This is a genomic window from Mesorhizobium sp. WSM4832 (assembly GCF_055811115.1).
In genome coordinates, this window is the sequence record NZ_JBVVQH010000003.1 from 169,287 (window position 1) to 194,286 (window position 25,000).

Sequence of the window (25,000 nt, forward strand, 5' to 3'; positions counted from 1 at the left end):
CAAGGCATGGCCTGACCTGGCATCGGCCGCGCTGCCTTAATCTTAGGCAATTTGCATAGAGTGGCCACCACGGCTTCCTAAATCATCGATTGCGCTTGATTTTCTCCGGCGAGGCCAGTGAAATGCTCTCAGAGGGGAGTACGCGATTGGCAGCGTTCGACGAAATGCTTCCGGAAGTCTCCGGATTGAGAAGACCTTATGAGGCTTACGATCGCTGGCTGAAGGAGCAGGACCCAGCCAGGCTTACCCAGAAAATGCAGGATGCCGAGCGCGTCTTCCGCAAGACCGGCATCACCTTCGCCGTCTATGGCGAGCAGGAAGCTTCCGAGCGGCTGATACCTTTCGACATCGTGCCGCGCATCCTTGCCGGCCAGGAATGGCGCCGGCTGACGCAAGGCATCGAGCAACGCGTTCAGGCGCTGAACGCCTTTCTCGACGACATCTACCATCGCCAGGAGATTCTGCGCGCCGGGCGCGTGCCGAGGGAGCTTGTCGCCAAGAACGAGGCTTTCCTGCCCGAGATGATCGGCGTCAGGCCGCCGGCCGGCGTCTATACCCATATCATCGGCGTGGACATCGTGCGCATCTCGGAGAACGAATTCTACGTTCTGGAAGACAATGCCCGTACACCCTCCGGCGTCTCCTACATGCTGGAGAACCGCGAGACGATGATGCAGCTCTTCCCGGAGCTGTTCCAGAAGATCAAGGTGCGGCCGGTCGAGGACTATCCGCAGCTTCTGCGCCAGTCGCTCGCCGCGGTGAGGCCGCAAAGCACCAAGGGCGCGCCGACCATCGCTGTGCTTACGCCGGGTTCCTACAACTCGGCCTATTTCGAACATGCCTTCCTTGCCGACCAGATGGGCGTGCAGCTTGTCGAAGGGCAGGATCTGCGCGTCGTCGACGGCCATGTCGCGATGCGAACGACCGAGGGCTACAAGCAGATCGACGTGCTCTACCGGCGCGTCGACGACAATTTCCTCGATCCGCTGACTTTCCGCCCGGACTCCGCGCTTGGCGTGCCGGGCATCATGGATGTCTACCGCGCCGGCAACATCACCATCGCCAATGCGCCAGGCACCGGCATCGCCGACGACAAGGCGATCTATTCCTATATGCCGGAGATCGTCGAGTTCTACACCGGCCGCAAGGCGATCCTCGGCAACATCCCGACCTGGCGCTGCTCGGAGCCGGACAGCCTCAAATATGTGCTCGAGCACATCCACGAACTCGTCATCAAGGAAGTGCACGGGTCCGGCGGTTACGGCATGCTGGTCGGCCCGGCGGCGACCAAGAAGGAATGCCAGGATTTTGCCAAGAAGCTGGCGGCCAAGCCATCGAACTACATCGCCCAGCCGACGCTGGCGTTGTCAACCTGCCCTATCCTGACCGAAAAGGGCCTGTCACCGCGCCATGTCGACCTAAGGCCCTATGTGCTTGTTTCGGATCGCATCCAGATCGTGCCCGGCGGCCTGACGCGCGTTGCCCTGAAGGAGGGTTCCTTGGTGGTCAATTCCTCACAAGGGGGTGGCACAAAGGATACGTGGGTACTCGATGACTGAGCCGGGCAGGGAGACGCAACAATCATGAAACGCACTCTTCCCTATTCGCTATTCGCTACTCTCTATTCGCTAGCCCTAGGGGCCTGACATGCTTCTCGGCCGCACCGCAAACGGTCTTTACTGGATGAACCGCTATATCGAGCGGGCCGAAAACATGGCGCGCCTCGTCGATGCGGGACTGCGCATGGCGCTGACGCGCACGCAGAGCGCGTCGGAGGAATGGAACTCGGTACTGCTCAGCGCCGGCTCTGACGTCACTTTTTCCCAGAAATATCAGGACTATACGGCTGCAAACGTCTCCGACTTCCTGCTGCGCGACATCTCGAACCCGTCGAGCACGATGTCGTCGATCGAGACGGCGCGCAACAATGCCCGCATGGTGCGAACGGCGCTGACGCGCGAGACCTGGGAAAGCATCAACGAAGCCTGGATGTCGCTGAAGCGCATGCTGGCACGGCCGATCGACGAGCGCGACCTGCCGACGGTGCTCGATGCCATCAAGCGCGAGACGGCGCTTATCCGCGGTTCGTTCTACGGCACGATGCTGCGCAACGAGATTTTCGATTTCTCGCAGCTCGGCACCTATGTCGAACGCGCCGACAACACGGCGCGCATCCTCGACGTGAAATACTATGTGCTGCTGCCGTCGCTTTCCTGGGTCGGCTCGACGCTGGACAACTACCAATGGGAGTCGATCCTGCGCTCGGTGTCGGCGCACCGCTCCTATCGCTGGGTTTATGAAGCCGACTACAAGCCGACGAATATTGCCGACTATCTGATCCTCAATGTGCGCATGCCGCGCTCGCTGACCTTCTGCTACCGCTTCCTCGGCGAGCACCTGAAATTCCTCGCCGACGATTATGGCGAGCGCCATGCATGCCATGGCACGGCCGACAAAATCCAGACACTGCTCAAGAAGGGCTCGATCAAGGATATATTCGACCACGGCCTGCACGAGTTCCTGGCCGAGTTCATTCGCGACAACACCAGGCTGGGCGACGAGATCGCCCAGGATTACCGGTTCAATTGAGTAGAGCTGAGGGCGGGCGTCATGCGGCTCAAGATCTCCCATCGCACCGAGTATCATTACGATGCGCCGGTACAGTATCTGCTGCAGCGGCTGCGCCTGCTGCCCATGAGTGGGCGCACACAGACCGTCGGCTCCTGGACGATCAAGGTAGAAGGCGCGCGCGAGGAGGTGCGCTTTACCGACCATTTCGGCAACGACACGCGGCTGGTGAGCGCCGAGAGCGGCCACAGCACGATCACTGTCGAGGCTGCAGGAGAAGTGACCACGCATGACACGGCAGGCATAACGGGCCCGCATCAGGGCTTCGCGCCGCTCTGGCTGTTCGCGCAGCAGACGCAACTCACCACCGCCGGCGCGGGCATACGTGAACTCGCCGGCATGCTCGGCCAGGGAACCGAGATCGAGCGGCTGCACCGGCTGATGGGGGCTATCAGCGAACGGGTCACCTACAGACCGGGCACGACCAGCGTCGTGACGCCGGCCGAGGAAGCCCTGGCGCTGAAGTCCGGCGTCTGTCAGGACCACAGCCACATCTTCATCGCCGCGGCCGGGGTGCTCGGCTTTCCGGCCCGCTATGTCAGCGGCTATCTGATGATGGATGCGACCGTCGAGCAGGCGGCCAGCCACGCCTGGGCCGAAGCCTATGTCGTAGGGCTTGGATGGGTTGCCTTTGACCCGGCGAACGGTATCTCTCCCGACGAGCGCTATGTGCGGGTGGCGACGGGGCGCGACTACCGCGATGCCTCGCCCGTGTCGGGGATACTGCTGGGGCAGGCGCAAGAGAAGCTTGCCGTCACCGTCACGGTAGAGCAGTAATCTCCGCAAGATTCTGTGCCAGAAGATATGCCATGACCTATTGTGTCGGCCTCAAGATCGATCGCGGCCTCGTGTTCATGTCGGACACGCGTACCAATGCCGGCATGGATTCGATCTCGACCTTCAGGAAGATGCACGTCTGGGAACAGCCCGGTGAGCGTGTCATCGTGCTGATGTCGGCGGGCAACCTTGCCACGACGCAGGCCGTGGTCAGCCTGCTCGACGAGCGCAACAAGGCGGTCAGCGACCGCCACGAGAAGCTGCTCGAGACGCCGTCCATGTACCAGACGGTGCGGCTGGTCGGCGACACGGTCAAGGAAGTGATCGCGCATGCGTCGCCGGACGGCGAGAAGGCGGATTCCTATTTCAATGCCTCCTTCATCCTCGGCGGCCAGATCAAGGGCAGCCCGCCGAGGCTGTTCATGATCTATCCGGAAGGCAATTTCATCGAATCGACCGACGACACGCCGTTCTTCCAGATCGGCGAGACCAAATACGGCAAGCCGATCATCATCCGTGCCTATGACCGGGCGATGAGCCTGGCCGAGACGGTGAAGCTGCTTCTGGTTTCCTTCGACTCGACGCTGAAATCCAATCTTTCGGTCGGGTTGCCGCTCGATCTGCTGTTCCTGGAAAAGGATGCGTTCAAGGTCGGGCTGAACCGGCGGATCGCCCAGGACGATCCTTATTACCGCACCATTTCCGACGGCTGGTCCAGCGCGCTGAAAGTCGCCTTTTCAAATCTGCCGGATTTTCCGGGGTAGGGCCTGTCGATACCACCGTTGCTTCGTTATATTTAACATGTTAAGCAAAAGCTGAGAACCGTTCGGCTGGCCGGCACATCCGAGCGGCTGGTGGGAGGAAAATATGGACAATGAGGAATTCCGCGACTGGTCGAGGCGGGCGGCCGATTGGGGCGTCGATTACCGCGCCGGCCTGCGCGACCGCCCGGTGCGGCCGGCAAGCGCGCCGGGGGAGATTTTTGAGAGTATCGAGGCCTCGCCACCCGAAATGCCCGAGCCGATGGAAAAGATCTTCGCCGATTTTGAAGCGAAGATCGTGCCGGGCATGACGCATTGGCAGCATCCGCGTTTCTTCGCTTATTTCCCGGCCAATGCGGCGCCGGTTTCGGTCGTGGCGGAATATCTGGTCTCGGCAATGGCGGCGCAGTGCATGCTGTGGCAAACCTCGCCCGCGGCGACCGAACTGGAGACACGCATCGTCGACTGGATGCGCCAGGCGCTTGGCCTGCCGGAAGGCTTTTCCGGCGTCATCCAGGATTCGGCGTCGTCGGCGACGCTTGCCGCCGTGCTCACAATGCGCGAGCGGACGCTCGACTGGCAGGGCAACAAAAAGGGCCTGGCGGGGCTGGGCAGGCTGCGCATCTATTCCTCCGACCAGGTCCATACATCGATCGACCGCGCCATCTGGGTCTCCGGCATCGGTGAGGAAAACCTCGTCCGCATCCCGGTTGTCGGACGCTTCCGTGCGATGGATACGACGGCGCTTGAGGTAGCGATCATCGCCGATCGCAAAGCCGGCATGTTGCCTGCCGGTATCATCGCCTGCGTCGGCGGTACCAGCACGGGCGGCACAGACGACATTGCGGCCGTAGCGGCTGTCGCGAAACGGCATGGACTCTATCTGCATGTCGACGCAGCCTGGGCGGGATCGGCGATGATCTGTCCGGAATACCGGCATTTCTGGGCCGGCGTCGAAGGCGCCGATTCGATTGTCTTCAATCCGCACAAATGGCTCGGCGCCCAGTTCGATTGCTCGATCCAGTTCGTGCGCCAGCCGGAAGACCTGGTGCGCACGCTGGCGATCAAGCCGGACTATCTGAAGACGCGCGGCCATGACGGCATCATCAACTATTCGGAATGGTCGGTGCCGCTGGGGCGCCGCTTCCGCGCGCTGAAACTCTGGTTCCTGCTGCGCGCGCATGGGCTCGAAGGCTTGCGCACCATGATCCGCAACCATGTCGCCTGGAGCGAAGGGCTTGCCGCACGGCTGGCCAAGGAAACGGATTTCGAGATCAGTAGCGAGCCGATGCTGTCGCTTTTCTCGTTCCGGCATCGCGCGGCAGCGGGCATCGATCCTGACGAGCACAATCTGTACATGGTCGATGCCATCAATGCCGATGGGCGCATTTACCTGACGCAAACACGGGTCGATGGGCGCGTGGCGATCCGCTTCCAGGCCGGCCAGTTCGAATCGACTGCAGCTGATGTCGATGCGGCGTTCGACGTCATAACCGAGATTGCCCGGCGCCCATCCTGAGGCAGCAAACGTGTTACGCACTGGTTTGCCTTTCGCAATCATATGATTTTCGTTAGCCGGCTTATGCCTTTTCTTCGCTTTCGTTTTCCGATATAGACGGAAAAAACGAAAATGGGAGGATACCGGATGTTTCTTTCGCCACGCCATGCCGAAATCATCCAGATGGCGAAAGACCATGGCCGGGTGCTGGTCGATGACCTTGCGACGCATTTCAACGTCACGCCGCAGACCATCCGCAAGGACCTCAACGATCTGTGCGATCAGCGCCTGCTTACACGGATCCATGGCGGCGCGCTGTTCCCGTCCGGCATCGAGAACATGGAGTATGAGGCGCGGCGCAAGATCGCCGCCGACGAGAAGGAAGCGATCGGTAGCGCCGCGGCAAGACTGATCCCCGACAATGCCTCGCTGTTCATCAATATCGGCACCACGACCGAGGCCGTCAGCAAGGCGTTGCTCGACCATAGCGGGCTCATGGTTATTACCAATAACATCAATGTCGCCAATAGGATGCGCATCTATCCTACGATCGAGGTGGTGATCGCAGGCGGCGTGGTGCGCGGCTCCGACGGCGGCGTCGTCGGCGAGGCGGCGGTCGATTTCATCCGCCAGTTCAAGGTCGACTACGCCGTCATCGGCGCCTCGGCGATCGACCATGACGGCGCGCTGCTCGACTTCGATTTCCGCGAGGTGAAGGTGGCGCAGGCCATCATCGCCAATGCCCGCCATGTCATTCTGGTCTCCGACCAGACCAAGTTCGAGCGCACGGCGCCGGTTCGCATCGGCCATCTTTCGCAGGTGAATACCTTCATCACCGATCGTTGCGAGATCGCCTCGATCCGCAGGATCTGCGAGGAGACCGAGGTCCGGCTGATCGAGACAGCGCTGGAATAGGCTCCTGTCGCGGCTGACTCACGCAGCCGTGATATTTCGTTTGACATTCGGTTTGAGTTCGAAATAATTCCGCTACGGTTTCGTAAAACAAAAAAATGGTGCAATGCGAAATCGTTGGAGGAACTTTTGGACGCATCTCCGATCCATGACATTTTCGTCATCGGCGGCGGCATCAATGGCTGCGGCATAGCCCGCGACGCCGTCGGCCGCGGATTTTCGGTATACCTCGCCGAGATGAACGATCTGGCCAGCGGAACCTCGTCAGGCTCGACCAAGCTGATCCATGGCGGGCTGCGCTATCTCGAATTCTACGAGTTCCGGCTGGTGCGCGAAGCGCTGATGGAGCGCGAGATTCTGTGGAAGAACGCGCCGCACATCATCTGGCCGATGCGCTTCGTGCTGCCTTACGCCAAGGGTCTCAGGCCCGCCTGGCTGATCCGGCTCGGACTTTTCCTCTACGATCACATCGGCGGGCGCAAGCTGCTGCCGGCGACGAAGACGCTGGACATGGCTAGCGATCCGGCGGGCAAGCCGCTCAAACCATTGTTCCGCAAGGCATTCGAATATTCCGACGGTTGGGTCAACGATGCGCGCCTGGTGGCGCTGAACGCCCGCGACGCCGCCGACCGGGGCGCCATTGTCCGCACCCGCACCAGGGTTGTCAGCGCGCGGCGCGACGGCGCGCTTTGGACTATAAAAGTGCAAAATGTGCTTACCGGTGAGACCGAGGAGGTTCGCGCGCGGCTTCTGGTCAACGCCGCCGGCCCGTGGGTCGATCACGTGCTCTCGACCGCCGTCGGCCAGAACGACGTCCACAATGTCCGCCTCGTGCAGGGCAGCCATATCGTCATCAACAAGAAGTTCGACGATCCACGCGCCTATTTCTTCCAGAACAAGGACGGTCGCATCATCTTCGCCATTCCTTACGAGGAAGAATTCACCCTGATCGGCACCACCGACCGAGACTATCCCGGCGATCCGCATGACGTGAAGATATCCGATACCGAGATCGACTATCTCTGCGCCGCGGCAAGCGAATATTTCGCGCAACCGGTGAAACGCTCCGACATCGTCTGGACCTATTCGGCGGTGCGCCCGCTGTATGACGACGGCGCCTCGAAGGCGCAGGAGGCGACGCGCGACTATGTTCTGAAGGCCGATGGCGGGGAGGGCGCCGCCCCCTTGCTCAACGCCTTCGGGGGCAAGATCACGACCTTCCGCCGGCTGGCGGAATCGATGCTGGAGAAGATCGAAGGGTTTCTCGGCAAGCGCGGCAAGCCGTGGACGCATGACGCGCCATTGCCGGGCGGCGATTTTCCGGCGACCGGTTTCGATGCCCAGGTCGCGAGGCTCAAGAACACCTATCCGTTCCTCGACCAGCGGCTGGCGCGCCGGTTCACCCGGCTTTACGGCACGCGCGCGGAAAAGCTGCTCGGGCTCGCCAGGTCGAACGCCGATCTCGGCCGCAATTTCGGCGCCGACCTCTTTGAGGCGGAAGTCCGCTACCTGGCTGAAAATGAATGGGCGGTCACCGCCGAGGACGTGCTGTGGCGCCGCACCAAGCGCGGCCTGCATTTCAGCCGCGAGCAGACGGCTTCACTGGAAGAATTCATGCGTGGACTGAGCAGCCGTCATGTCGCGGCCGCGGAATGAAGATCTGCCGCTGATGCGCAAGGCCTGGGAGGAGGCGTGATGTTGGAGCTGAGGAACGTGACGAAGACGGTCGGCGCGCAGGAGCATATCCGCGACGTGTCGCTGACGCTTCAGCACGGCTCGCTGAATGTCCTGCTCGGACCGACGCTTTCCGGCAAGACCAGCCTGATGCGGCTGATGGCCGGTCTCGATGCGCCGACCTCCGGCTCGGTGTGGTTCGACGGCAAGGACGTGACCGGACAGAAGGTGCAGAAGCGCAACGTCGCCATGGTCTACCAGCAGTTCATCAACTATCCGGCGATGACGGTCTACGAGAATATCGCCTCGCCGCTTCGGGTTGCAGGCGTCGACCAAGCCAGGATCGACAAGGAGGTGCGCAACGCCGCGGCTCTGCTGAAGCTCACACCCTATCTCGACCGCACGCCGCTCAGCCTGTCCGGCGGCCAGCAGCAGCGCACCGCGCTTGCCCGCGCCATCGTCAAGAATGCCAGCCTGGTGCTGCTCGACGAGCCTTTGGCCAATCTCGACTACAAGCTGCGCGAGGAATTGCGGGCCGAGCTGCCGAAGATCTTTGCCGCTGCCGGCACCATCTTCGTCTATGCCACCACCGAACCGCACGAGGCGCTGCTTCTGGGCGGCAATACGGCTACACTTTCGGAAGGCCGCGTCACGCAATTTGGCCCGACCGTCGAAGTGTTCCGCAAACCGGTCGACCTGATGACGGCACGGACCTTCGCCGATCCGCCGCTCAACACCATCGTGCTCTCGAAGAAGGGCCCGGACTTCCTGCTCGAAGGCGGCGTCAAGCTGCCGGTGCCGCCGGAGCTCACCCTCTCTCCGGACGCGAGCTACACGATCGGCTTCCAGCCGCATCATCTGTCGCTGGAGCGACCGAACGCCAGCGCCGTGCCGGTGCGGGCGAAGGTCACCATCACCGAGATCACCGGCTCGGAAAGCTTCGTCCATCTCGACTTCGCCGATGCGCGCTGGGTGATGCTTGCGCATGGCATCCTCGACTTCGAGACGGACGACGAAGTCGAGGTGTACATCGATCCGCGCCACATCATGGTTTTCGACCAGAACGGCCGTGCCGTGACGGCGTCGAAGCTGGCGGCCTGAGGAGCAAACCATGGCGCGCATCGAGGTCAACCATATCCGCCACTCCTACCTGCCCAACCCGCAGAAGGACCAGGATTTCGCGCTGAAGGAGGTGCATTACACCTTCGAGGATGGCGGCGCCTATGCGCTGCTCGGGCCGTCGGGCTGCGGCAAGACGACCTTGCTCAACATCATTTCGGGACTGCTGCACCCCTCGCACGGCAAATTGCTGTTCAACGGCCGGGACGTGACCAATCTGTCGACGCAGGAGCGAAATATCGCGCAGGTGTTCCAGTTCCCGGTCATCTACGACACGATGACCGTCTACGACAATCTGGCCTTCCCGCTGCGCAATCGCCGCGTGCCGGAGGCGGACGTCGACCGCAAGGTGCGCGAGACGCTGGACATGATCGATCTCGCCTCTATGGCGAACCGGAAGGCGCGCCGGCTGACGGCCGACCAGAAGCAAAAAATCTCGCTTGGCCGCGGCCTGGTGCGCTCCGACGTCAACGCCATCCTGTTCGACGAGCCGCTGACCGTCATCGACCCGCATATGAAGTGGGTGCTGCGCTCGCAGTTGAAGCAACTGCATCGCCGCTTCGGCTACACTATGGTCTATGTCACCCACGATCAGACCGAGGCGCTGACCTTCGCCGACCAGGTCGTGGTCATGTATGACGGCGGCATCGTGCAGATCGGCACGCCGGCGGAACTGTTCGAGCGCCCGAGCCACACCTTCGTCGGCTATTTCATCGGTTCGCCCGGCATGAACGTGCTGCCGGTATCGCTCGAAGGCAGGACGGCGAAACTCGGTGCGCAGCGCATCGAACTGCCCGGCGTACCCAAGGCCGGGGCCGGCGCCGTCGAGCTCGGTATCCGGCCGGAATATGTGCGGCTCGGCCGTGAAGGCATGGCTGTGCAGGTCAGCAAGGTCGAGGACGTCGGCCGCCACAAGGTCGTGCGCGCCAATCTCGAGGGTAAGGAGATCGCGGCCGTCATCAGTGAGGACGACGAGGTTCCCGCCGAACCGAAAGTCCGCTTCGATCCGGCTGGCATCAACATCTATGCCGATTCCTGGCGCGTCGAGATGGGGGCTTAGATGGACAAGACCTGGAACAACAAGGCCTGGTTCCTCGTCCTGCCGGTGCTGGTGCTGGTGGCGTTCTCGGCCGTCATCCCGCTGATGACGGTCGTCAATTATTCGGTGCAGGACACGTTCGGCAACAACGTTTTCTTCTGGGCCGGCACGGAATGGTTCGAGGAGCTGCTGCACTCCGACCGCTTCTGGGAAGCGATGGTGCGCAACCTGCTCTTCTCCTTCATCATCCTGGCGATCCAGGTGCCGCTTGGCATCTTCATCGCGCTCAACATGCCGAAGAAGGGCTGGGGCGTGCCGGTCTGCCTGGTGCTGATGGCGCTGCCGCTTCTGGTTCCGTGGAACGTGGTCGGCACGATCTGGCAGGTGTTCGGCCGAAACGACATCGGCCTGCTCGGTTACTACGTGAACGCGCTCGGCATCGACTACAATTATGTGCAGGACCCGATCGACGCCTGGGTCACCGTCATCATCATGGATGTCTGGCACTGGACCAGCCTGGTCGTGCTGCTCTGCTATGCCGGCCTGGTCTCTATCCCCGACGCCTTCTACCAGGCGGCCAAGATCGACGGCGCTTCGCGCTGGGCGGTGTTCCGCTACATCCAACTGCCGAAGATGCAGCGCGTGCTTCTGATCGCGGTGCTTTTGCGCTTCATGGACTCCTTCATGATCTATACCGAGCCCTTCGTCGTCACCGGCGGCGGCCCCGGCAATTCAACGACCTTCCTGTCGATCGACCTGGTCAAGACGGCACTCGGCCAGTTCGATCTCGGTCCGGCGGCGGCCATGTCGCTGATCTATTTCCTGATCATCCTGTTGTTGTCGTGGGTGTTCTACACCGTGATGACCAACTACGACGCGGAGCGCTGATATGGCGGGCGCCAACGAGACGACACGCGTAAGCGAAGCGGCGATCACCGAGGTCGGCAGCACGCTGTCGCAGGACGAGGTGGCGAAGCTGATGCGCCGCCGCGGCGAGGAATCGCGCTGGTGGTGGATCGTGCCGACGATCTACATCATCGTGCTTCTGCTGCCGATCTACTGGCTCATCAACATGAGCTTCAAGACCAATGCGGAGATCGTCTCGTCGCTGACGCTGTTCCCGCATAATCCGACATTGGCAAACTATCGCACCATCTTCACCGATGCCTCCTGGTACTCGGGCTACATCAACTCGATCACCTATGTGGTGATGAACATGGTGATATCGGTGGCGGTCGCGCTGCCGGCGGCCTATGCTTTCTCGCGCTACCGCTTCCTCGGCGACAAGCACCTGTTCTTCTGGCTGCTCACCAACCGCATGGCGCCGCCGGCGGTGTTCGCTTTGCCGTTCTTCCAGCTCTATTCGGCCTTCGGCCTGATCGACACGCATATCGCGGTGGCGCTGGCGCACTGCCTGTTCAACGTGCCGCTGGCGGTGTGGATCCTCGAAGGCTTCATGTCCGGCGTGCCCAAGGAAATCGACGAGACAGCCTATATCGACGGCTATTCCTTCCCGCGCTTTTTCGTCAAGATCTTCATGCCGCTGATCGCCAGCGGCATCGGCGTCGCCTGCTTCTTCTGCTTCATGTTCTCTTGGGTGGAGCTCTTGATCGCGCGCACGCTGACCACGACCGCCGCCAAGCCGATCGCCGCCACCATGACCCGCACGGTCTCGGCCGCCGGCATGGACTGGGGCCTGCTCGCCGCCGCCGGCGTGCTGACGCTGATCCCCGGCGCCTTGGTCATCTGGTTCGTGCGAAACTATATCGCCAAGGGCTTTGCCCTGGGGAGGGTCTAAGCCATGAACCTCGACTTCTCCTGGATGGCGTGGACGTGGCCGACGGCCGCCTTCTTCATCGTCATCGCGCTGATGCTGTGCGGCATGGGCGTCTGGGAATATGTCTCGCCGGGCGGCAATCCGCGCATCGGCGTGCTGCGCTTCGAGACGACGCGCGGCGACCGTCTTTTCCTGTCGCTGCTCGGCAGCGCCTTCATCCATCTCGCTTGGCTGGGTCTTGTCGGACCCAACCTGTGGTGGGCTCTCGCTCTCTCCGTGGTCTACGCCATTGGCGTGTTCCGATACGTATAGAGGGGGAATTGCCGGAGCGGCCGCGTGCTGGCGGCCGCCCGGATCGAACTTGAAACCGAAAGTCTGGAGGAGACACATGCGACGGCAATTTCTAATATCGACGACCGCCCTTGCCCTATTGGTCGGAGCGGGTCACGCCTATGCCGGAATGGACGAGGCAAAAGCCTTTCTCGACAAGGAGATAGGTGACCTGTCGACGCTTCCACGCGCCGACCAGGAAAAGGAAATGCAGTGGTTCATCGACGCAGCCAAGCCGTTCGCCGGCATGGACATCAAGGTCGTCTCGGAAACCATCGCCACCCATCAGTACGAGTCACAGGTGCTGGCACCGGCCTTCTCCGCCATCACCGGCATCAAGGTCACGCATGACGTCATCCAGGAAGGCGACGTCGTCGAGAAGATCCAGACCCAGATGCAGACCGGCCAGAACCTCTATGACGGCTGGGTCAACGACTCCGACCTGATCGGCACGCATTGGCGCTACCAGCAGGTGCGCAACCTGACCGACTGGATGGCGAATGAGGGCAAGGATGTCACCAATCCGAACCTCGATCTGAAGGATTTCATCGGCACGTCGTTCACGACGGCGCCCGACAAGAAGCTCTATCAGCTCCCCGACCAGCAGTTCGCGAACCTCTACTGGTTCCGCTACGACTGGTTCAACGACGAGAAGAACAAGGCCGACTTCAAGGCCAAATACGGCTACGACCTCGGCGTTCCCGTCAACTGGTCGGCTTATGAGGACATCGCCGAGTTCTTCACCGGCCGCGAGATCGACGGCAAGAAGGTCTATGGCCACATGGACTACGGCAAGAAGGACCCGTCGCTCGGCTGGCGGTTCACCGACGCCTGGCTGTCCATGGCCGGCAATGGCGACAAGGGCATTCCGAACGGTCTGCCCGTCGACGAATGGGGCATCAAGGTCGACGAGAATTCGCGTCCTGTCGGCTCCTGCACGGCGCGCGGCGGCGACACCAATGGTCCGGCCGCCGTCTACTCGATCCAGAAGTACCTCGACTGGCTGAAGGCCTACGCACCGGCCGAAGCCCAGGGTATGACCTTCTCCGAATCCGGCCCGGTGCCGGCGCAGGGCGCGGTCGCGCAGCAGATCTTCTGGTACACCGCCTTCACCGCTTCGATGGTCGATGCCGGCGCCAAGGCGGTGCTGAACGACGACGGCACGCCGAAGTGGCGCATGGCGCCGTCGCCGCACGGCGTCTACTGGAAGGACGGCATGAAGCTCGGCTACCAGGACGTGGGTTCCTGGACGCTGATGAAGTCGACGCCGGACGACCGCGCCAAGGCCGCCTGGCTCTATGCGCAGTTCGTCACCTCGAAGACGGTCGACGTGAAGAAGAGCCATGTCGGCTTGACCTTCATCCGCGAGAGCACGATCCATGACAAGAGCTTCACCGAGCGCGCTCCGAAGCTCGGCGGTCTGATCGAGTTCTATCGTTCGCCGGCCCGCGTCCAGTGGTCGCCGACCGGCACCAACGTGCCCGACTATCCGAAGCTGGCTCAGCTCTGGTGGCAGGCGATCGGCGATGCGTCGTCGGGCGCCAAGACGGCGCAGGAAGCCATGGACTCGCTCTGCGCCGAGCAAGAAAAGGTCATGACCCGCATCGAGAAATCGGGCGTCCAGGGCGATATCGGCCCGAAGATGGCCGAAGAGCATGACCTGGCCTACTGGAACGCCGACGCGGTCAAGAAAGGCAATCTCGCTCCTCAGCTGAAGATCGAGAACGAGAAGGAAAAGCCGGTCACCGTCAACTATGACGAACTGGTCAAGAGCTGGCAGAAGTAACTGCATGACGTGGGCGGGCTCGCTCGCGTAAGAAATGCGGGGGAGGCGGCTTTGCCGTCTCCCCTGTTGCATGAGGAGTGGAGGAAGCGGAATGAGCGGTTTTGTGCTGGCCATCGACCAGGGAACGACATCGACCCGGGCGATCCTGTTCGACGACAAGATGAAAGTCGCCGGCACCGGCCAGCAGGAATTCACGCAGCATTATCCGGCTTCCGGCTGGGTCGAGCATGACCCGGAAGACATCTGGGCGAGCGTTCTCGCCACGGTGAAAGCGGCCCTGAAGGCCGCCGGCCGCACGGCATCGGATGTGGCGGCGATCGGCATCACCAACCAGCGCGAGACAGTGGTCATCTGGGACAAGGCGACGGGCAAGCCAATCCACAACGCCATCGTCTGGCAGGACAGGCGCACGGCATCGCTCTGCCAGAAGCTGAAAAAGCGGGGGCTGGAGAAGACATTCACGAAGAAGACCGGCTTGCTGCTCGATCCCTATTTCTCCGGCACCAAGATCGCCTGGATGCTGGACAAGGTGAAAGGCGCGCGGAAGCGTGCCGAGAAGGGCGAATTGCTCGCCGGCACGATCGACAGTTTCCTCATATGGCGGCTGACCGCCGGCAAGGTGCACGCAACCGACGCCACCAATGCCTCGCGCACGCTGGTCTACAACATCGAGAAGAATGTCTGGGACGACGAGTTGCTCTCGATCCTGAACATACCGGCCGCGATCCTGCCGCAGGTGAAGGACTGCGCCGATGATTTCGGCGTCACCGAGAAGAGCCTCTTCGGCGCCGAGATGAAAATACTCGGCGTCGCCGGTGACCAGCATGCAGCCACCATCGGCCAGGCCTGCTTCCAGCCCGGCATGATGAAATCCACCTACGGCACCGGCTGTTTCGCGCTGCTCAACACGGGTGCCGACCTGGTGCGCTCGAAAAACAGGCTGCTCACCACCATCGCCTACCGGCTGAACGGCAAGACCACCTATGCGCTGGAGGGCTCGATCTTCATTGCGGGCGCCGCCGTGCAGTGGTTGCGTGACGGCATCAAGGTCATCGGCAAGGCCGAGCAGAGTGGCGCGCTCGCGGCCACCGCCGATCCGGCGCAAGCCGTCTATCTGGTGCCGGCCTTCGTCGGCCTTGGCGCGCCGCATTGGGACGCGGACGCCCGCGGCGCCATCTTCGGGCTGACGCGCAATTCGGGCCCGGCGGAGTTCGCGCATGCCGCGCTTGAATCCGTCGCCTACCAGACCCGCGATCTTCTCGACGCCATGCGCAAGGACTGGAAGGCGACTTCGGCCAAGACAGTGCTCAGGGTCGATGGCGGCATGGTGGCTTCCGACTGGACCATGCAGCGGCTCGCCGACATTCTCGACGCGCCGGTCGACCGCCCGACGATCCTGGAGACGACAGCCTTGGGTGCCGCCTGGCTCGCCGGCTCCAAGGCGGGCGTGTGGCCGAAGGCAAAGGAATTCGCCAGGAGCTGGGCGCTCGAACGGCGCTTCAGGCCGGAGATGGATGCTTCCACACGCTCGGCAAAACTGGCAGGTTGGCGCGATGCGGTGCGACGGACATTGAGTGTGCAATAGCGATTGCTGAACCGGGCGAGGGGGAATGCAGCCGGATTGGTATCCTGACTGGCGTGATGAGGCCTTCGAACAGCTCAACGCCAAGAACGCGCGCCTGGAGAAGGATTTCCGTCTCGGCAGTTGGTCGCGCTATGACTACGACTTGACGGCCGGAAATCTGGTGTTCTCCGACCAGGGTGGCGTCAAGGTCGTTTCGAAAATCCAGATTGCGGGCTCCACCAGCGCCAAGGCCGACAACTGGCTATGGGCTTGGGCCAATTCCAACTTGCCTGGCGACCTCCTCGGCGACGCGAAGCTGGTTCGGTCCTTCGGTGAGGAAAAGGGCATAGACGACCTGGCACAGGCATACGTGATCGATACGAGCGGTGACCTGGAGTCGCTGGGCTGGGAACTGACCGCGGCGATGGTTCGTGTTTGCAATGCGCTTGGAGCTTACCGCTCCCCGCGAGGCGAAGGCGGCGCTCTGTATCTGGTTTTCAAAAGTATTGGATGGGCAAACTGATGCGCCTGAAGTCTGGCTCGCATATGCAGAGAGCCCCTGCCTTTCGAGGCACGGGCTCTCTCAACGACCCTGGGTACTGACTGGAGGCCGTCAGTAGGGCGAAACGCACTCCTGACGCGGGCCGTTGTTAGGCTGGAAGGTGTTGTCCGAGGCGCGATACGAGCGGTACCGGTCATAGCACCATTGGACATGCGAGTTGCCGCGGTACACGCGGTTGTTCTCACTGTTGACGATGGCGCCGGTGATCAGCGCGCCGGTGGCGAAAGCAGCCAGCGGGAACCAATAGTCGCCATGACGGCGATAGCCGCGGTGATATTCGCGATAGCCGCGATGGCCGTTCCAATACATGCCGCCGTTGCGTGAATACATGCCTTCACGGGAGCGATTGAAACCACGGCGCTTCCGCCAGTCTTGGTATTGCACGGTCTGGATATTCGAGAGGTCCTGGCCCTGCGGCACATAATTCGGCTGGGCGTTGACAGGCACGATCTCCGCTGCTGCGAACGAAGCCGATAGCACGGTTGCCAACAGACCCGATGCGATCGTGTTCATGATCTTCTCCTTGAAGGGTTGGTTGCCGTCCTCTGTGGGAGAAAAAACGGGCAGCGGTTGCAATTGTTCCGCCAAAACGCCAAGCCGCCGTTCAAGTCATCTTGCCGGATACCGCCCAATGGGCGCGCGGCGGGCCTGGGTAATAACATGCATGAAAACAAGAACTTAAAGTGCGTCGCGTGAAGCTGATCGACGCCACACGCGCGACCGAAGCGTCTCCCTTCCGGCCTTGCCGTGGGGCCATTTTCGGCCCCCGGCGGAGGACTGTCTGGCTTTTCCACGAACGGTTAGAAGGGACCTTGATGTCGCGAAAAAGCAGGATTTGCAGGCCATCTTTTTCCGGTTGACCGGCCGCGGCACTCTCCCTATGTTCCGCGCACTTTCAAGGGCGGCGTTTCGAGCCTGCGGGAGCGCGTAGCTCAGCCGGTAGAGCAACTGACTTTTAATCAGTAGGTCATGGGTTCGAATCCCATCGCGCTCACCAATTATCCAAAAAACTCAAATAGATACCAAGATCAAATCTATTGAGGCTTCCAAATCCGGATGGAACCAAAGGCCATCCGCGGCAGTTCCCCGTTCGAAGGGACCGTAATTCAGGATGCGGACAGTGGACGTACTGAACTTGGAACTGGCCAGAGCCAGGCAGCGCGTGAAGCGCGCAGAGATTTCGCTCAATCACGCAAAAGAAATGCTGGACGAAGCCTGTGGCGTCGGGATCAACCTTGCGCTGTGCGGCCGTATAAGGTCGGAACAAAGGCGGGTGGCCGAGGCCAGAAAGCGGCTGATGAAGATCGCCCCCACCGCGTAAGGCTGGCAGCGTGACTTTTCCAACCGGCCAAGCACGACCGACGCAACCTTGTCCCTGGACAGGGTCGTGGTTAAACTCGGGGCCTCCGAAGGAGGCTCCAGGATGACACTTGACCTTTCGGTAGATGCCCGTGCCCCCAAGGCGGCGACGCCGCCCGGCAGATATCTCTTCGGTCCGGTCGCCGATTTCCTCATGCTCGGCGGCAGCGCTTTTCTTATCCTGCCGGTGCTGTTCTTGGTGCCGCGCGACTATGAAGGCCCGTTGGCCGCGACGATGGTCGTTGTGGCCTATGGGGTGAACTATCCGCACTTCGCCCATTCCTACCAGATTTTCTATCGCAATTTCGGCCGCAAGGTACGTGGCGACGGGTACGACAGGAGCCTGCAGCTTCGCTACTTTTTCGCCGGAATCATCGTTCCGGCGGTCATGGCCTTGTTCTTTGCCTATGGCGCTGCGACGTCGAATACGCGGCTGCTCGGATTTGCTGCCAATGCCATGTTCTTCTTCGTCGGCTGGCACTACGTCAAGCAGGGCTACGGCATGCTGATGGTCGACGCCGTGCTGAAGCGCAAATTCTTCGATGGCCGGGACAAGAAAGTGCTGCTGGTCAACAGCTACGCGGTGTGGATCCTGGCCTGGCTGCAGACGAACACGGCAGTGACGAGGGGCCAGTATTACGGCCTTCAATATTACACCTTCGCGGCGCCATCCTGGATCACCGACATCGCCGTGCTGGCGGCCGTCGGATCGACGGCGGTCACGCTTTTGATGCTGGTCAACCGCTGGCGAAGAAATGGCGGCGGCCTGCCTTACAATGGCATCGTGGCCTATGTTGCGTCGCTCTATCTCTGGATCCTGATTGCGAGGATAAACCCGCTCTGGCTGCTCGTGGTGCCCGCGCTCCACTCGCTGCAATACCTTGCCGTGGTCTGGCGCTATCAGACCAACGTCGAGCGTGACGTCTCGGATGCCGCGCGGGAGCCGGAGCCGAAAATACTATCGGTATTCGGGCCGCGTTACCGGCTGCGGGTGCTGGGTTTCGTCGTCGGGGGAGCGGCCCTTGGCTATCTCGGCTTCTGGCTGATCCCGTTCGTGCTGACCGCCCTGATCCCATACGACAGCCAAGTCCTCGGCTCCTCGCTGTTCTTCTTCATCGTGCTGATCTTCATCAACGTGCACCACTACTTCCTCGACAATGTGATGTGGCGCCGCGGCAATCCGGAAGTGTCGAAATATCTGTTTCGGTAGTGAGATCTGATCTCGAAGCTGATGCCGCAGGTCACGCGACCAGCGAAACGTTCCCACCGGCGTGACGCTCTAGCCGTCCCGCCAGGTCGAGTTCCAGAAGCACCATGGCGATCTGCGCGGCGCTTAGTCCTGTGTGGCGGATGATATCGTCCACCGCGACCGGCGTGGGTCCAAGCGCTTCCAGCACGTCGGCGCGCTCGCTTTCAGCGGGCGGCGGCATGGCCGATATGTCGGGCGCCTCGGCAAGCGGCGCGGTTCTCGGGGGGCGGGTGCCGGCAAGCGGCGCCAGCGCGCCGAGCACGTCGGCGGCTTCTGTGACGAGCGTGACGCCGTCCTTGAGCAGCGCGTTGCAGCCGGCGGCGCGCGGATCGAGCGGCGAGCCCGGCACGGCGAAGACCAGCCGGCCCATCTCGTTGGCGAGGCGCGCGCTGATCAGCGAGCCGGAGCGCTGCGCCGCCTCGACCACCACCAGCCCGAGCGCCATGCCGGCGACCAGCCGGTTGCGGCGCGGAAAATCCTGGGCGCGCGGCTGCCAGCCGAACGGCATCTCCGAAACGATGGCGCCGCCGCGGTCGGCGATCTCGTCGCATAGGGCGGCATTCTCGGGCGGGTAGGGGACATCGAGCCCGCCGGCCAGCACACCGACCGTGCCGGTCGAGACGCTGCCCTTGTGCGCGGCCGTGTCGATGCCGCGCGCCAGGCCTGAGACGATGGCGTAGCCTTCTCGGCCGAGGTCGGCTGCCAGCATGCGCGCCATCTTGATGCCGGCAAGCGAGGCGTTGCGGGCGCCGACAACGGCCACGGCCGGCAAGCGGAAGACCGCGCCTTCGCCTTTGATCGCGAGCAGCGGAGGCGGGTTGTCCAGCGTCTTCAGCAGGGGCGGATAATCGGCTTCTCCAATGCCGACGAAGCGGGCGCCGGCGCGCCGGGCGGCGTCCAGCTCGGCTTCGGCTTCGGCGACAGAAGGGACGCGGACGATACGATTGGCGCCGCCGGAAATCATCAGCTCGGGCAGCATTTCGAGCGCGGCTTCGGCCGAGCCGAAACGGTTGATCAGTTCGCGAAAAGAAGCAGGGCCGACATTGGGCGTGCGGATCAGGCGAAGCCAGGCAAGCCGCTGCCGGTCGCTGAGGCGCGGGCCGGCGGCGGGCGCGCTCATCCCTTCGCCCCGATCTTGCCCTCGGTACCGGCGAGAAGCCTCGAGATGTTGGCGCGATGCTTGATGAAGACGATCAGGCTCATCAGCACGAACAGGCCGGCGATCTGCGGCGTGCTGACGAAATAGAGCGCGACGGGCACGACCACCGCTGCCGTCAGCGCCGCGAGCGACGAATAGCGGAACAGGAAGGCCATGGCGAGCCAGACGACGGCGAAGACAAGCATGCCCTGCCAGGCAAGCCCGAGCAGCACACCGAGATAGGTTGCCACGCCCTTGCCGCCCTTGAAGCCGAGCCACACCGGGAAGAGATGGCCGAGGAACGCGCCGAAGCCGGCCAGAAGCCCGAGATCCGGCGAGAAGTGCCCGGCGATCAGGGCGGCCGCCGTGCCTTTCAGCGCATCGAGCAGCAGCGTGGCGGCGGCAAGGCCCTTGTTGCCCGTCCTCAGCACATTGGTTGCGCCGATGTTGCCAGAGCCGATGTTGCGCACGTCGCCGAGACCGGCCGCGCGGGTGATCAGGAGCCCGAACGGGATCGAGCCGAGGAGATAGCCGAAGACGAGCGCGATCACGTAAATCATGTTTCCCCCATATTCTTCCGCTCGCCCTATGATTGATTCACTGTGCGTGATGCAACCCTGGTTTGCAAGAGAACCGACTCTGCTCGGGCATCAGTTGGTCATAATGGTAGAGTCGGGAGGTTCGCCAAGCAACTCCATGCCGGACAGGCTCGGGGCTCAACGCGATGGGTGGTCTATGCGGAAAACACGGTGCGGCCCGCCACCATCGTTTGCAAGACCTTGCCCTGCAGGCGCGCGCCTTCGAAACAGGTGTTCTTCGAACGCGATCGCAGACCGCTTTCGCTGACGATCCAGGGCTCGTCGATGTCGATGACGGCGAGATCGGCCGGCGCGCCGGGCTTCAGCGTGCCGCCCGGCAGGCCGAACAGTCTTGCCGGCGCCGTTGACAGCGTCTCGATCAGCCTGAGCAGCGGCACATCGCCATTGTGGTAGAGCCGAAGTGCCGCGCCAAGCAGCGTCTCCAGCCCGATGGCGCCGGCGGCGGCGTCGGCGAAGGGCAGGCGTTTTGTGTCAACGTCCTGCGGATCGTGCGAGGAGACGATGATGTCTATCGTGCCGTCCTTGATCGCTTCGATCATCGCCAGCCGGTCGTCCTCGGCGCGCAAGGGCGGGGTCAGCCGGAAGAAGGTGCGGTATTCGCCGACATCGTTCTCGTTGAGAGACAGATTGTGGATGGCAACGCCGGCCGTGACATTGGCGCCATCCGTCTTTGCCCGGTTCACCGCGCCGGCCGCCATCGCGGACGAGATCTTGGCGGCGTGATAGGCACCGCCGGTCAGCCGGGCCAATGCCAGGTCGCGTTCAAGCGGGATGAGTTCCGCCTCGCGCGGAATGCCCGACAGGCCGAGCCAGCTCGCGTAGAGCCCTTCGTTCATCACGCCGGACGAGGCGAGGTCGGGGTCCTGGGTTTCGTGCGCGATGACGCCGCCGAAATCGCGGGCGTAGGTCAGCGCGCGGCGCATCACCAGCGCGTTGCCGATCGTGTGGCGGCCGTCGGTGTAGGCGACGGCGCCGGCCTCGCGCAGCAGGCCGAATTCGGTCATTTCGCGGCCTTCGAGGCCCTTGGTGATCGCGGCCGCCGGGAAGATGTTGACGCTTGCCGTGTCCCTGGCGGTGCGCAGCACGAATTCGACCAGCGCCACATTGTCGATCACCGGATCGGTGTCGGGCATCATGACGATGGAAGTGACGCCGCCGGCCGCCGCGGCCACACTTGCCGACGCGATGGTTTCGCGATGCTCGCCGCCGGGTTCGCCGATGAAGACGCGCGCGTCGACAAGACCTGGAACGATCGTCTTGCCGGCGCAGTCGATCACGGTGGCGCCTTCCGGCGCGCCTTGGTTCAATGCGGCCTTGCCGGCCGTGGCGATCTTGCGGCCGTCGACGATGACGCTGCCGATCTCATCGACCCCGCGCGACGGATCGACAATGTGCGCCTTGCTGAAGACCGTCACGCTCATGCGCCGCGCCCCTCATGATTGCGGCCCTCATAGTTGCGGCGAGGGTCGAGCAGCGCTTCCATGACGGCCATGCGCACGGCGACGCCCATCTCCACCTGTTCCTGGATGACGCTTTGCGGCCCGTCGGCGATTTCAGAGGCAATCTCGACGCCGCGGTTCATCGGGCCGGGATGCATGACAAGCGCATCGGGCTTGGCGGCTTTCAGCTTCTCGGCATCGAGGCCGAAATAGTGGAAATATTCACGGATCGACGGCACAAAGGCGCCTTCCATGCGCTCGCGCTGCAGGCGCAGCATCATCACGACGTCGGCGTCCTTCAAGCCCTCGGCCATCGAGCGTGAGACGATCACGCCCATCCTGTCGATGCCCGAAGGCAAAAGCGTCGAAGGCGCGACGACGCGCACCTGCGCGCCGAGCGCGTTCAAGAGCATGATGTTGGAGCGGGCGACGCGCGAATGCAGGATGTCGCCGCAGATCGCCACGATCAGCTTCGACAGCGGCCCCTTGGCGCGGCGGATGGTCAGCGCGTCGAGCAGCGCCTGCGTCGGATGCTCGTGCGCGCCGTCGCCGGCATTGATCACCGAGCAGCCGACCTTCTGGGCCAGAAGCGCAGCCGCGCCCGCCGATTGGTGGCGGATAATCAGGATGTCCGGCCGCATGGCGTTGAGGGTCATCGCCGTATCGATCAGTGTCTCGCCCTTCTTTACCGAGGAGCTTGCCACCGGCATGTTCATGACGTCGGCGCCAAGCCTCTTGCCGGCTAGCTCGAAGGACGACTGCGTGCGGGTCGATGCCTCGTAGAACAGGTTGATCTGGGTGCGGCCGCGCAGCGTTGAGGTCTTCTTTTCCGGCTGGCGCGAGATCGCCACGGCACGGTCGGCGCGATCGAGCAACAGCTCGATATCGGCGGGGGAAAGGTCGCGGATACCCAGAAGATGGCGGTGAGGAAAGAGCGGCAGGGACGAAGCGTCGGTCATCTCAAGGCGCTGCTATAGGGTGCGGTCCGGCCTGCCGCAAGCGCCAGCTTTGGATTGCGGGCGTTCTCCCCGGTATTTTCATCGCGCGCGCCACAATGCTTGGGTTATAAGGCCGGATGGCCCCGGATTCGAGATCGTGGCCCTGGGACGCTTTCTGCCAACTGAAGGATTGGACGTGACCGACGAGGTGATCAACCAGCCGCCGCCGTTGACGGGTGGCAATGCATGGCGGGGCGATCCGTTGCTCATCCAGCTCGCCGAGCGTTTTTCCGATCCCGTGCGCAAGGATCTCGACGGGCTTGGCCGGTTCGTGGTGACGCAGGAGGCGCAGGAGCTCGCCCGCCTCGCCAACACCGACACGCCGAAATTGAAGACGCATGACCGTCAGGGCCGGCGCCTCGACCTGGTCGAGTACCATCCGGCCTATCACGCCTTGATGCGCCGCTCGATTGCCGGCGGCCTGCATTCTTCCGTGTGGGAGAATGGCGATACCGAGATCGGCCGCCGCCACCAGGTGAGGGCGGCACGCTTTTATCTGACGGCAGAACTCGAGACCGGGCATCTTTGTCCAATCACCATGACCAGCGCCTCGCTGGCGGCGCTGATGGCAAGCCCGAAACTTTTTCGCGAATGGGCGCCGCGCGTGACGACGCGCAAATACGACCAGACGCAGAAGCCGCCGGTGCAGAAGACCGGGCTGACGCTCGGCATGGGCATGACCGAGAAGCAGGGCGGCACCGATGTGCGCGCCAACACCACAAGGGCCGAGCGCACCGGCAGCGGCTTTTACCGGTTGACCGGCCACAAATGGTTCATGTCGGCGCCGATGTCGGACGCCTTCCTGGTGCTCGGTCAGGCAACTGAGGGACTGTCGTGCTTCCTCGTCCCGCGCATCCTCGGCGACGGTTCCGGCAACGGCTTCCGCTTCCAGCGACTGAAAGACAAGCTCGGCAATCGCTCGAACGCCTCGTCGGAGGTCGAGTTCGTCAATGCAATCGGCGAGATGGTCGGCGACCCGGGCGCCGGCGTGAAGACGATCATGGATATGGTTACGCTGACTAGGCTCGACTGCGCGGTCGCGTCATCGGCGCTTATGCGGGCCGGCCTCGCCGAGGCTGTTCACCATACGCGTCATCGCCAGGTGTTCGGTTCGACCCTGATCGACCAGCCGTTGATGCAGCGGGTTCTGGCCGACATGGCTCTCGACGTCGCCGCGGCCACGGCGCTGTCGTTCCGGCTGGCGCGCTCTTTCGACGAGGCTGCGAGCGATCGCGGCGAGGCGGCCTTTGCCCGCGCCATGACGCCGGTCGTCAAATACTGGGTCTGCAAGATCGCGCCGCAGCTGCTTTACGAAGCGATGGAGTGCCTCGGCGGCAACGGCTATGTCGAGGAAGCGCCGCTCGCCCGCTACTATCGCGAGGCGCCGGTCAACGCGATCTGGGAAGGCTCGGGCAATGTCATGGCGCTCGACGTGCTGCGTGTGCTTGGCCGCGCGCCCGGCCTGTTCGAGGAGGTGCTCACCGGCATCGACCGCGACCTCGGCACGGGCGGGCGCGGCACCATCGGCGTGCTCAAGGCGGCAATGCAGGTGGCGGCGACCGACCAGGGTTCGGCGCGCCTGCTCACCGAACAGCTCGCGCTGTCGGCCGCCGCGGCGGAGCTTCGCAGACTGGGAGCAGGGCGGATCGCTGATGCCTTTGTCGAAACGCGGCTCGGCGGCCAGTGGCGCACGACCTACGGCATGCTCGATTCGCGCCACGATGCGCGCATGATCATCGACACGCTCTATCCGCCGGTGACCTGATCCGGCTCTAAACCAAAGGGATAGAG

Annotated in this window: 23 protein-coding genes and 1 tRNA gene; 19 read left to right on the plus strand and 5 right to left on the minus strand. The window is 62.8% G+C overall.

Annotated features, from left to right (window positions below; translation table 11 throughout):
* Positions 1-146: 146 nt before the first annotated feature.
* From AC0L2L_RS06045 to AC0L2L_RS06115, 15 genes are all read left to right on the plus strand, one after another.
* A complete protein-coding gene (locus AC0L2L_RS06045) occupies positions 147-1,559 on the plus strand; it encodes a circularly permuted type 2 ATP-grasp protein (protein WP_473576853.1) in 1,413 nt (470 codons plus the stop codon).
* 88 nt (positions 1,560-1,647) lie between these two features.
* Positions 1,648-2,589, plus strand: coding sequence for an alpha-E domain-containing protein (locus AC0L2L_RS06050; protein ID WP_027166284.1), 942 nt, complete (start codon positions 1,648-1,650; stop codon positions 2,587-2,589).
* A gap of 21 nt (positions 2,590-2,610) precedes the next feature.
* Complete coding sequence (locus AC0L2L_RS06055; RefSeq protein ID WP_473576855.1) at positions 2,611-3,405, plus strand: transglutaminase family protein; 795 nt, start codon at positions 2,611-2,613, stop codon at positions 3,403-3,405.
* A gap of 32 nt (positions 3,406-3,437) precedes the next feature.
* Positions 3,438-4,169, plus strand: coding sequence for a proteasome-type protease (locus AC0L2L_RS06060; protein WP_473576856.1), 732 nt, complete (start codon positions 3,438-3,440; stop codon positions 4,167-4,169).
* Between the two features lie 103 nt (positions 4,170-4,272).
* The gene (locus AC0L2L_RS06065) at positions 4,273-5,685 is read left to right on the plus strand and encodes a pyridoxal phosphate-dependent decarboxylase family protein (RefSeq protein WP_473576857.1); all 1,413 of its coding nucleotides are present in this window, start codon (positions 4,273-4,275) and stop codon (positions 5,683-5,685) included.
* 126 nt (positions 5,686-5,811) lie between these two features.
* A complete protein-coding gene (locus tag AC0L2L_RS06070; protein WP_027166280.1) occupies positions 5,812-6,579 on the plus strand; it encodes a DeoR/GlpR family DNA-binding transcription regulator in 768 nt (255 codons plus the stop codon).
* Between the two features lie 126 nt (positions 6,580-6,705).
* Positions 6,706-8,232, plus strand: a complete 1,527-nt coding sequence (glpD, locus tag AC0L2L_RS06075) for a glycerol-3-phosphate dehydrogenase (RefSeq protein ID WP_473576859.1) — start codon at positions 6,706-6,708, stop codon at positions 8,230-8,232.
* A gap of 39 nt (positions 8,233-8,271) precedes the next feature.
* Complete coding sequence (locus AC0L2L_RS06080; protein ID WP_473576860.1) at positions 8,272-9,351, plus strand: ABC transporter ATP-binding protein; 1,080 nt, start codon at positions 8,272-8,274, stop codon at positions 9,349-9,351.
* Positions 9,352-9,361: 10 nt separating this feature from the next.
* A complete protein-coding gene (locus tag AC0L2L_RS06085; RefSeq protein WP_473576862.1) occupies positions 9,362-10,429 on the plus strand; it encodes an ABC transporter ATP-binding protein in 1,068 nt (355 codons plus the stop codon).
* The gene (locus AC0L2L_RS06090) at positions 10,430-11,296 is read left to right on the plus strand and encodes a carbohydrate ABC transporter permease (RefSeq protein WP_473576863.1); all 867 of its coding nucleotides are present in this window, start codon (positions 10,430-10,432) and stop codon (positions 11,294-11,296) included. It begins immediately after the preceding gene.
* A 1-nt stretch (position 11,297) separates the two neighbouring features.
* Positions 11,298-12,206, plus strand: coding sequence for a carbohydrate ABC transporter permease (locus AC0L2L_RS06095; protein ID WP_027166275.1), 909 nt, complete (start codon positions 11,298-11,300; stop codon positions 12,204-12,206).
* 3 nt (positions 12,207-12,209) lie between these two features.
* On the plus strand, positions 12,210-12,497 hold the full coding sequence (locus tag AC0L2L_RS06100; protein ID WP_027166274.1) for a DUF2160 domain-containing protein: 288 nt from the start codon (positions 12,210-12,212) through the stop codon (positions 12,495-12,497).
* A gap of 76 nt (positions 12,498-12,573) precedes the next feature.
* The gene (locus AC0L2L_RS06105; RefSeq protein WP_473576866.1) at positions 12,574-14,301 is read left to right on the plus strand and encodes an ABC transporter substrate-binding protein; all 1,728 of its coding nucleotides are present in this window, start codon (positions 12,574-12,576) and stop codon (positions 14,299-14,301) included.
* A 91-nt stretch (positions 14,302-14,392) separates the two neighbouring features.
* The gene (gene glpK, locus AC0L2L_RS06110) at positions 14,393-15,886 is read left to right on the plus strand and encodes a glycerol kinase GlpK (RefSeq protein ID WP_473576867.1); all 1,494 of its coding nucleotides are present in this window, start codon (positions 14,393-14,395) and stop codon (positions 15,884-15,886) included.
* Positions 15,887-15,911: 25 nt separating this feature from the next.
* Positions 15,912-16,388, plus strand: coding sequence for a DUF6882 domain-containing protein (locus AC0L2L_RS06115; protein WP_473576869.1), 477 nt, complete (start codon positions 15,912-15,914; stop codon positions 16,386-16,388).
* A gap of 90 nt (positions 16,389-16,478) precedes the next feature.
* On the opposite strand, the gene AC0L2L_RS06120 is transcribed toward AC0L2L_RS06115, so the two are convergent.
* A complete protein-coding gene (locus tag AC0L2L_RS06120) occupies positions 16,479-16,940 on the minus strand; it encodes a BA14K family protein (protein WP_473576870.1) in 462 nt (153 codons plus the stop codon).
* Between the two features lie 408 nt (positions 16,941-17,348).
* On the opposite strand from AC0L2L_RS06120, the gene AC0L2L_RS06125 reads away from it, so the two are divergent.
* From AC0L2L_RS06125 to AC0L2L_RS06135, 3 genes are all read left to right on the plus strand, one after another.
* Positions 17,349-17,424: transfer RNA gene (locus AC0L2L_RS06125), tRNA-Lys, on the plus strand.
* A gap of 123 nt (positions 17,425-17,547) precedes the next feature.
* A complete protein-coding gene (locus tag AC0L2L_RS06130) occupies positions 17,548-17,748 on the plus strand; it encodes a hypothetical protein (RefSeq protein ID WP_245273480.1) in 201 nt (66 codons plus the stop codon).
* Between the two features lie 102 nt (positions 17,749-17,850).
* Complete coding sequence (locus AC0L2L_RS06135) at positions 17,851-18,996, plus strand: hypothetical protein (RefSeq protein WP_473576872.1); 1,146 nt, start codon at positions 17,851-17,853, stop codon at positions 18,994-18,996.
* 31 nt (positions 18,997-19,027) lie between these two features.
* On the opposite strand, the gene dprA is transcribed toward AC0L2L_RS06135, so the two are convergent.
* The 4 genes from dprA to AC0L2L_RS06155 form a co-directional block, all read right to left on the minus strand.
* On the minus strand, positions 19,028-20,155 hold the full coding sequence (gene dprA / locus AC0L2L_RS06140) for a DNA-processing protein DprA (protein ID WP_473576874.1): 1,128 nt from the start codon (positions 20,153-20,155) through the stop codon (positions 19,028-19,030).
* Entirely contained in the window at positions 20,152-20,733 is a 582-nt protein-coding gene (gene plsY, locus AC0L2L_RS06145) for a glycerol-3-phosphate 1-O-acyltransferase PlsY (RefSeq protein ID WP_473576876.1), read from the minus strand. The genes dprA and plsY overlap by 4 nt, the downstream gene beginning before the upstream one ends.
* 173 nt (positions 20,734-20,906) lie before the next feature.
* A complete protein-coding gene (locus AC0L2L_RS06150) occupies positions 20,907-22,193 on the minus strand; it encodes a dihydroorotase (protein WP_473576877.1) in 1,287 nt (428 codons plus the stop codon).
* Positions 22,190-23,170: an aspartate carbamoyltransferase catalytic subunit gene (locus tag AC0L2L_RS06155; RefSeq protein ID WP_473576879.1), complete on the minus strand. Its 981-nt coding sequence runs from the start codon at positions 23,168-23,170 to the stop codon at positions 22,190-22,192. Before AC0L2L_RS06155 ends, AC0L2L_RS06150 begins: the two co-directional genes overlap by 4 nt.
* A 175-nt stretch (positions 23,171-23,345) precedes the next feature.
* Here AC0L2L_RS06155 and AC0L2L_RS06160 point away from each other — a divergent pair, with 175 nt between their 5' ends.
* Positions 23,346-24,974, plus strand: coding sequence for a DNA alkylation response protein (locus tag AC0L2L_RS06160; RefSeq protein ID WP_473576881.1), 1,629 nt, complete (start codon positions 23,346-23,348; stop codon positions 24,972-24,974).
* Positions 24,975-25,000: the final 26 nt, after the last annotated feature.

Excerpts from the sequence above, each read along its gene's own strand:
- AC0L2L_RS06065 (WP_473576857.1), top strand. The coding sequence starts at position 4,273 with ATGGACAATGAGGAATTCCGCGACTGGTCGAGGCGGGCGGCCGATTGG.
- AC0L2L_RS06115 (WP_473576869.1), top strand. The coding sequence starts at position 15,912 with ATGCAGCCGGATTGGTATCCTGACTGGCGTGATGAGGCCTTCGAACAG.
- AC0L2L_RS06150 (WP_473576877.1), bottom strand. The coding sequence starts at position 22,193 with ATGAGCGTGACGGTCTTCAGCAAGGCGCACATTGTCGATCCGTCGCGC.
- AC0L2L_RS06080 (WP_473576860.1), top strand. The coding sequence starts at position 8,272 with ATGTTGGAGCTGAGGAACGTGACGAAGACGGTCGGCGCGCAGGAGCAT.
- AC0L2L_RS06155 (WP_473576879.1), bottom strand. The coding sequence starts at position 23,170 with ATGACCGACGCTTCGTCCCTGCCGCTCTTTCCTCACCGCCATCTTCTG.
- AC0L2L_RS06120 (WP_473576870.1), bottom strand. The coding sequence starts at position 16,940 with ATGAACACGATCGCATCGGGTCTGTTGGCAACCGTGCTATCGGCTTCG.
- AC0L2L_RS06055 (WP_473576855.1), top strand. The coding sequence starts at position 2,611 with ATGCGGCTCAAGATCTCCCATCGCACCGAGTATCATTACGATGCGCCG.
- dprA (WP_473576874.1), bottom strand. The coding sequence starts at position 20,155 with ATGAGCGCGCCCGCCGCCGGCCCGCGCCTCAGCGACCGGCAGCGGCTT.
- AC0L2L_RS06095 (WP_027166275.1), top strand. The coding sequence starts at position 11,298 with ATGGCGGGCGCCAACGAGACGACACGCGTAAGCGAAGCGGCGATCACC.
- AC0L2L_RS06105 (WP_473576866.1), top strand. The coding sequence starts at position 12,574 with ATGCGACGGCAATTTCTAATATCGACGACCGCCCTTGCCCTATTGGTC.
- AC0L2L_RS06085 (WP_473576862.1), top strand. The coding sequence starts at position 9,362 with ATGGCGCGCATCGAGGTCAACCATATCCGCCACTCCTACCTGCCCAAC.
- AC0L2L_RS06100 (WP_027166274.1), top strand. The coding sequence starts at position 12,210 with ATGAACCTCGACTTCTCCTGGATGGCGTGGACGTGGCCGACGGCCGCC.
- AC0L2L_RS06090 (WP_473576863.1), top strand. The coding sequence starts at position 10,430 with ATGGACAAGACCTGGAACAACAAGGCCTGGTTCCTCGTCCTGCCGGTG.
- AC0L2L_RS06060 (WP_473576856.1), top strand. The coding sequence starts at position 3,438 with ATGACCTATTGTGTCGGCCTCAAGATCGATCGCGGCCTCGTGTTCATG.
- AC0L2L_RS06070 (WP_027166280.1), top strand. The coding sequence starts at position 5,812 with ATGTTTCTTTCGCCACGCCATGCCGAAATCATCCAGATGGCGAAAGAC.
- AC0L2L_RS06135 (WP_473576872.1), top strand. The coding sequence starts at position 17,851 with ATGACACTTGACCTTTCGGTAGATGCCCGTGCCCCCAAGGCGGCGACG.
- plsY (WP_473576876.1), bottom strand. The coding sequence starts at position 20,733 with ATGATTTACGTGATCGCGCTCGTCTTCGGCTATCTCCTCGGCTCGATC.
- glpK (WP_473576867.1), top strand. The coding sequence starts at position 14,393 with ATGAGCGGTTTTGTGCTGGCCATCGACCAGGGAACGACATCGACCCGG.
- AC0L2L_RS06050 (WP_027166284.1), top strand. The coding sequence starts at position 1,648 with ATGCTTCTCGGCCGCACCGCAAACGGTCTTTACTGGATGAACCGCTAT.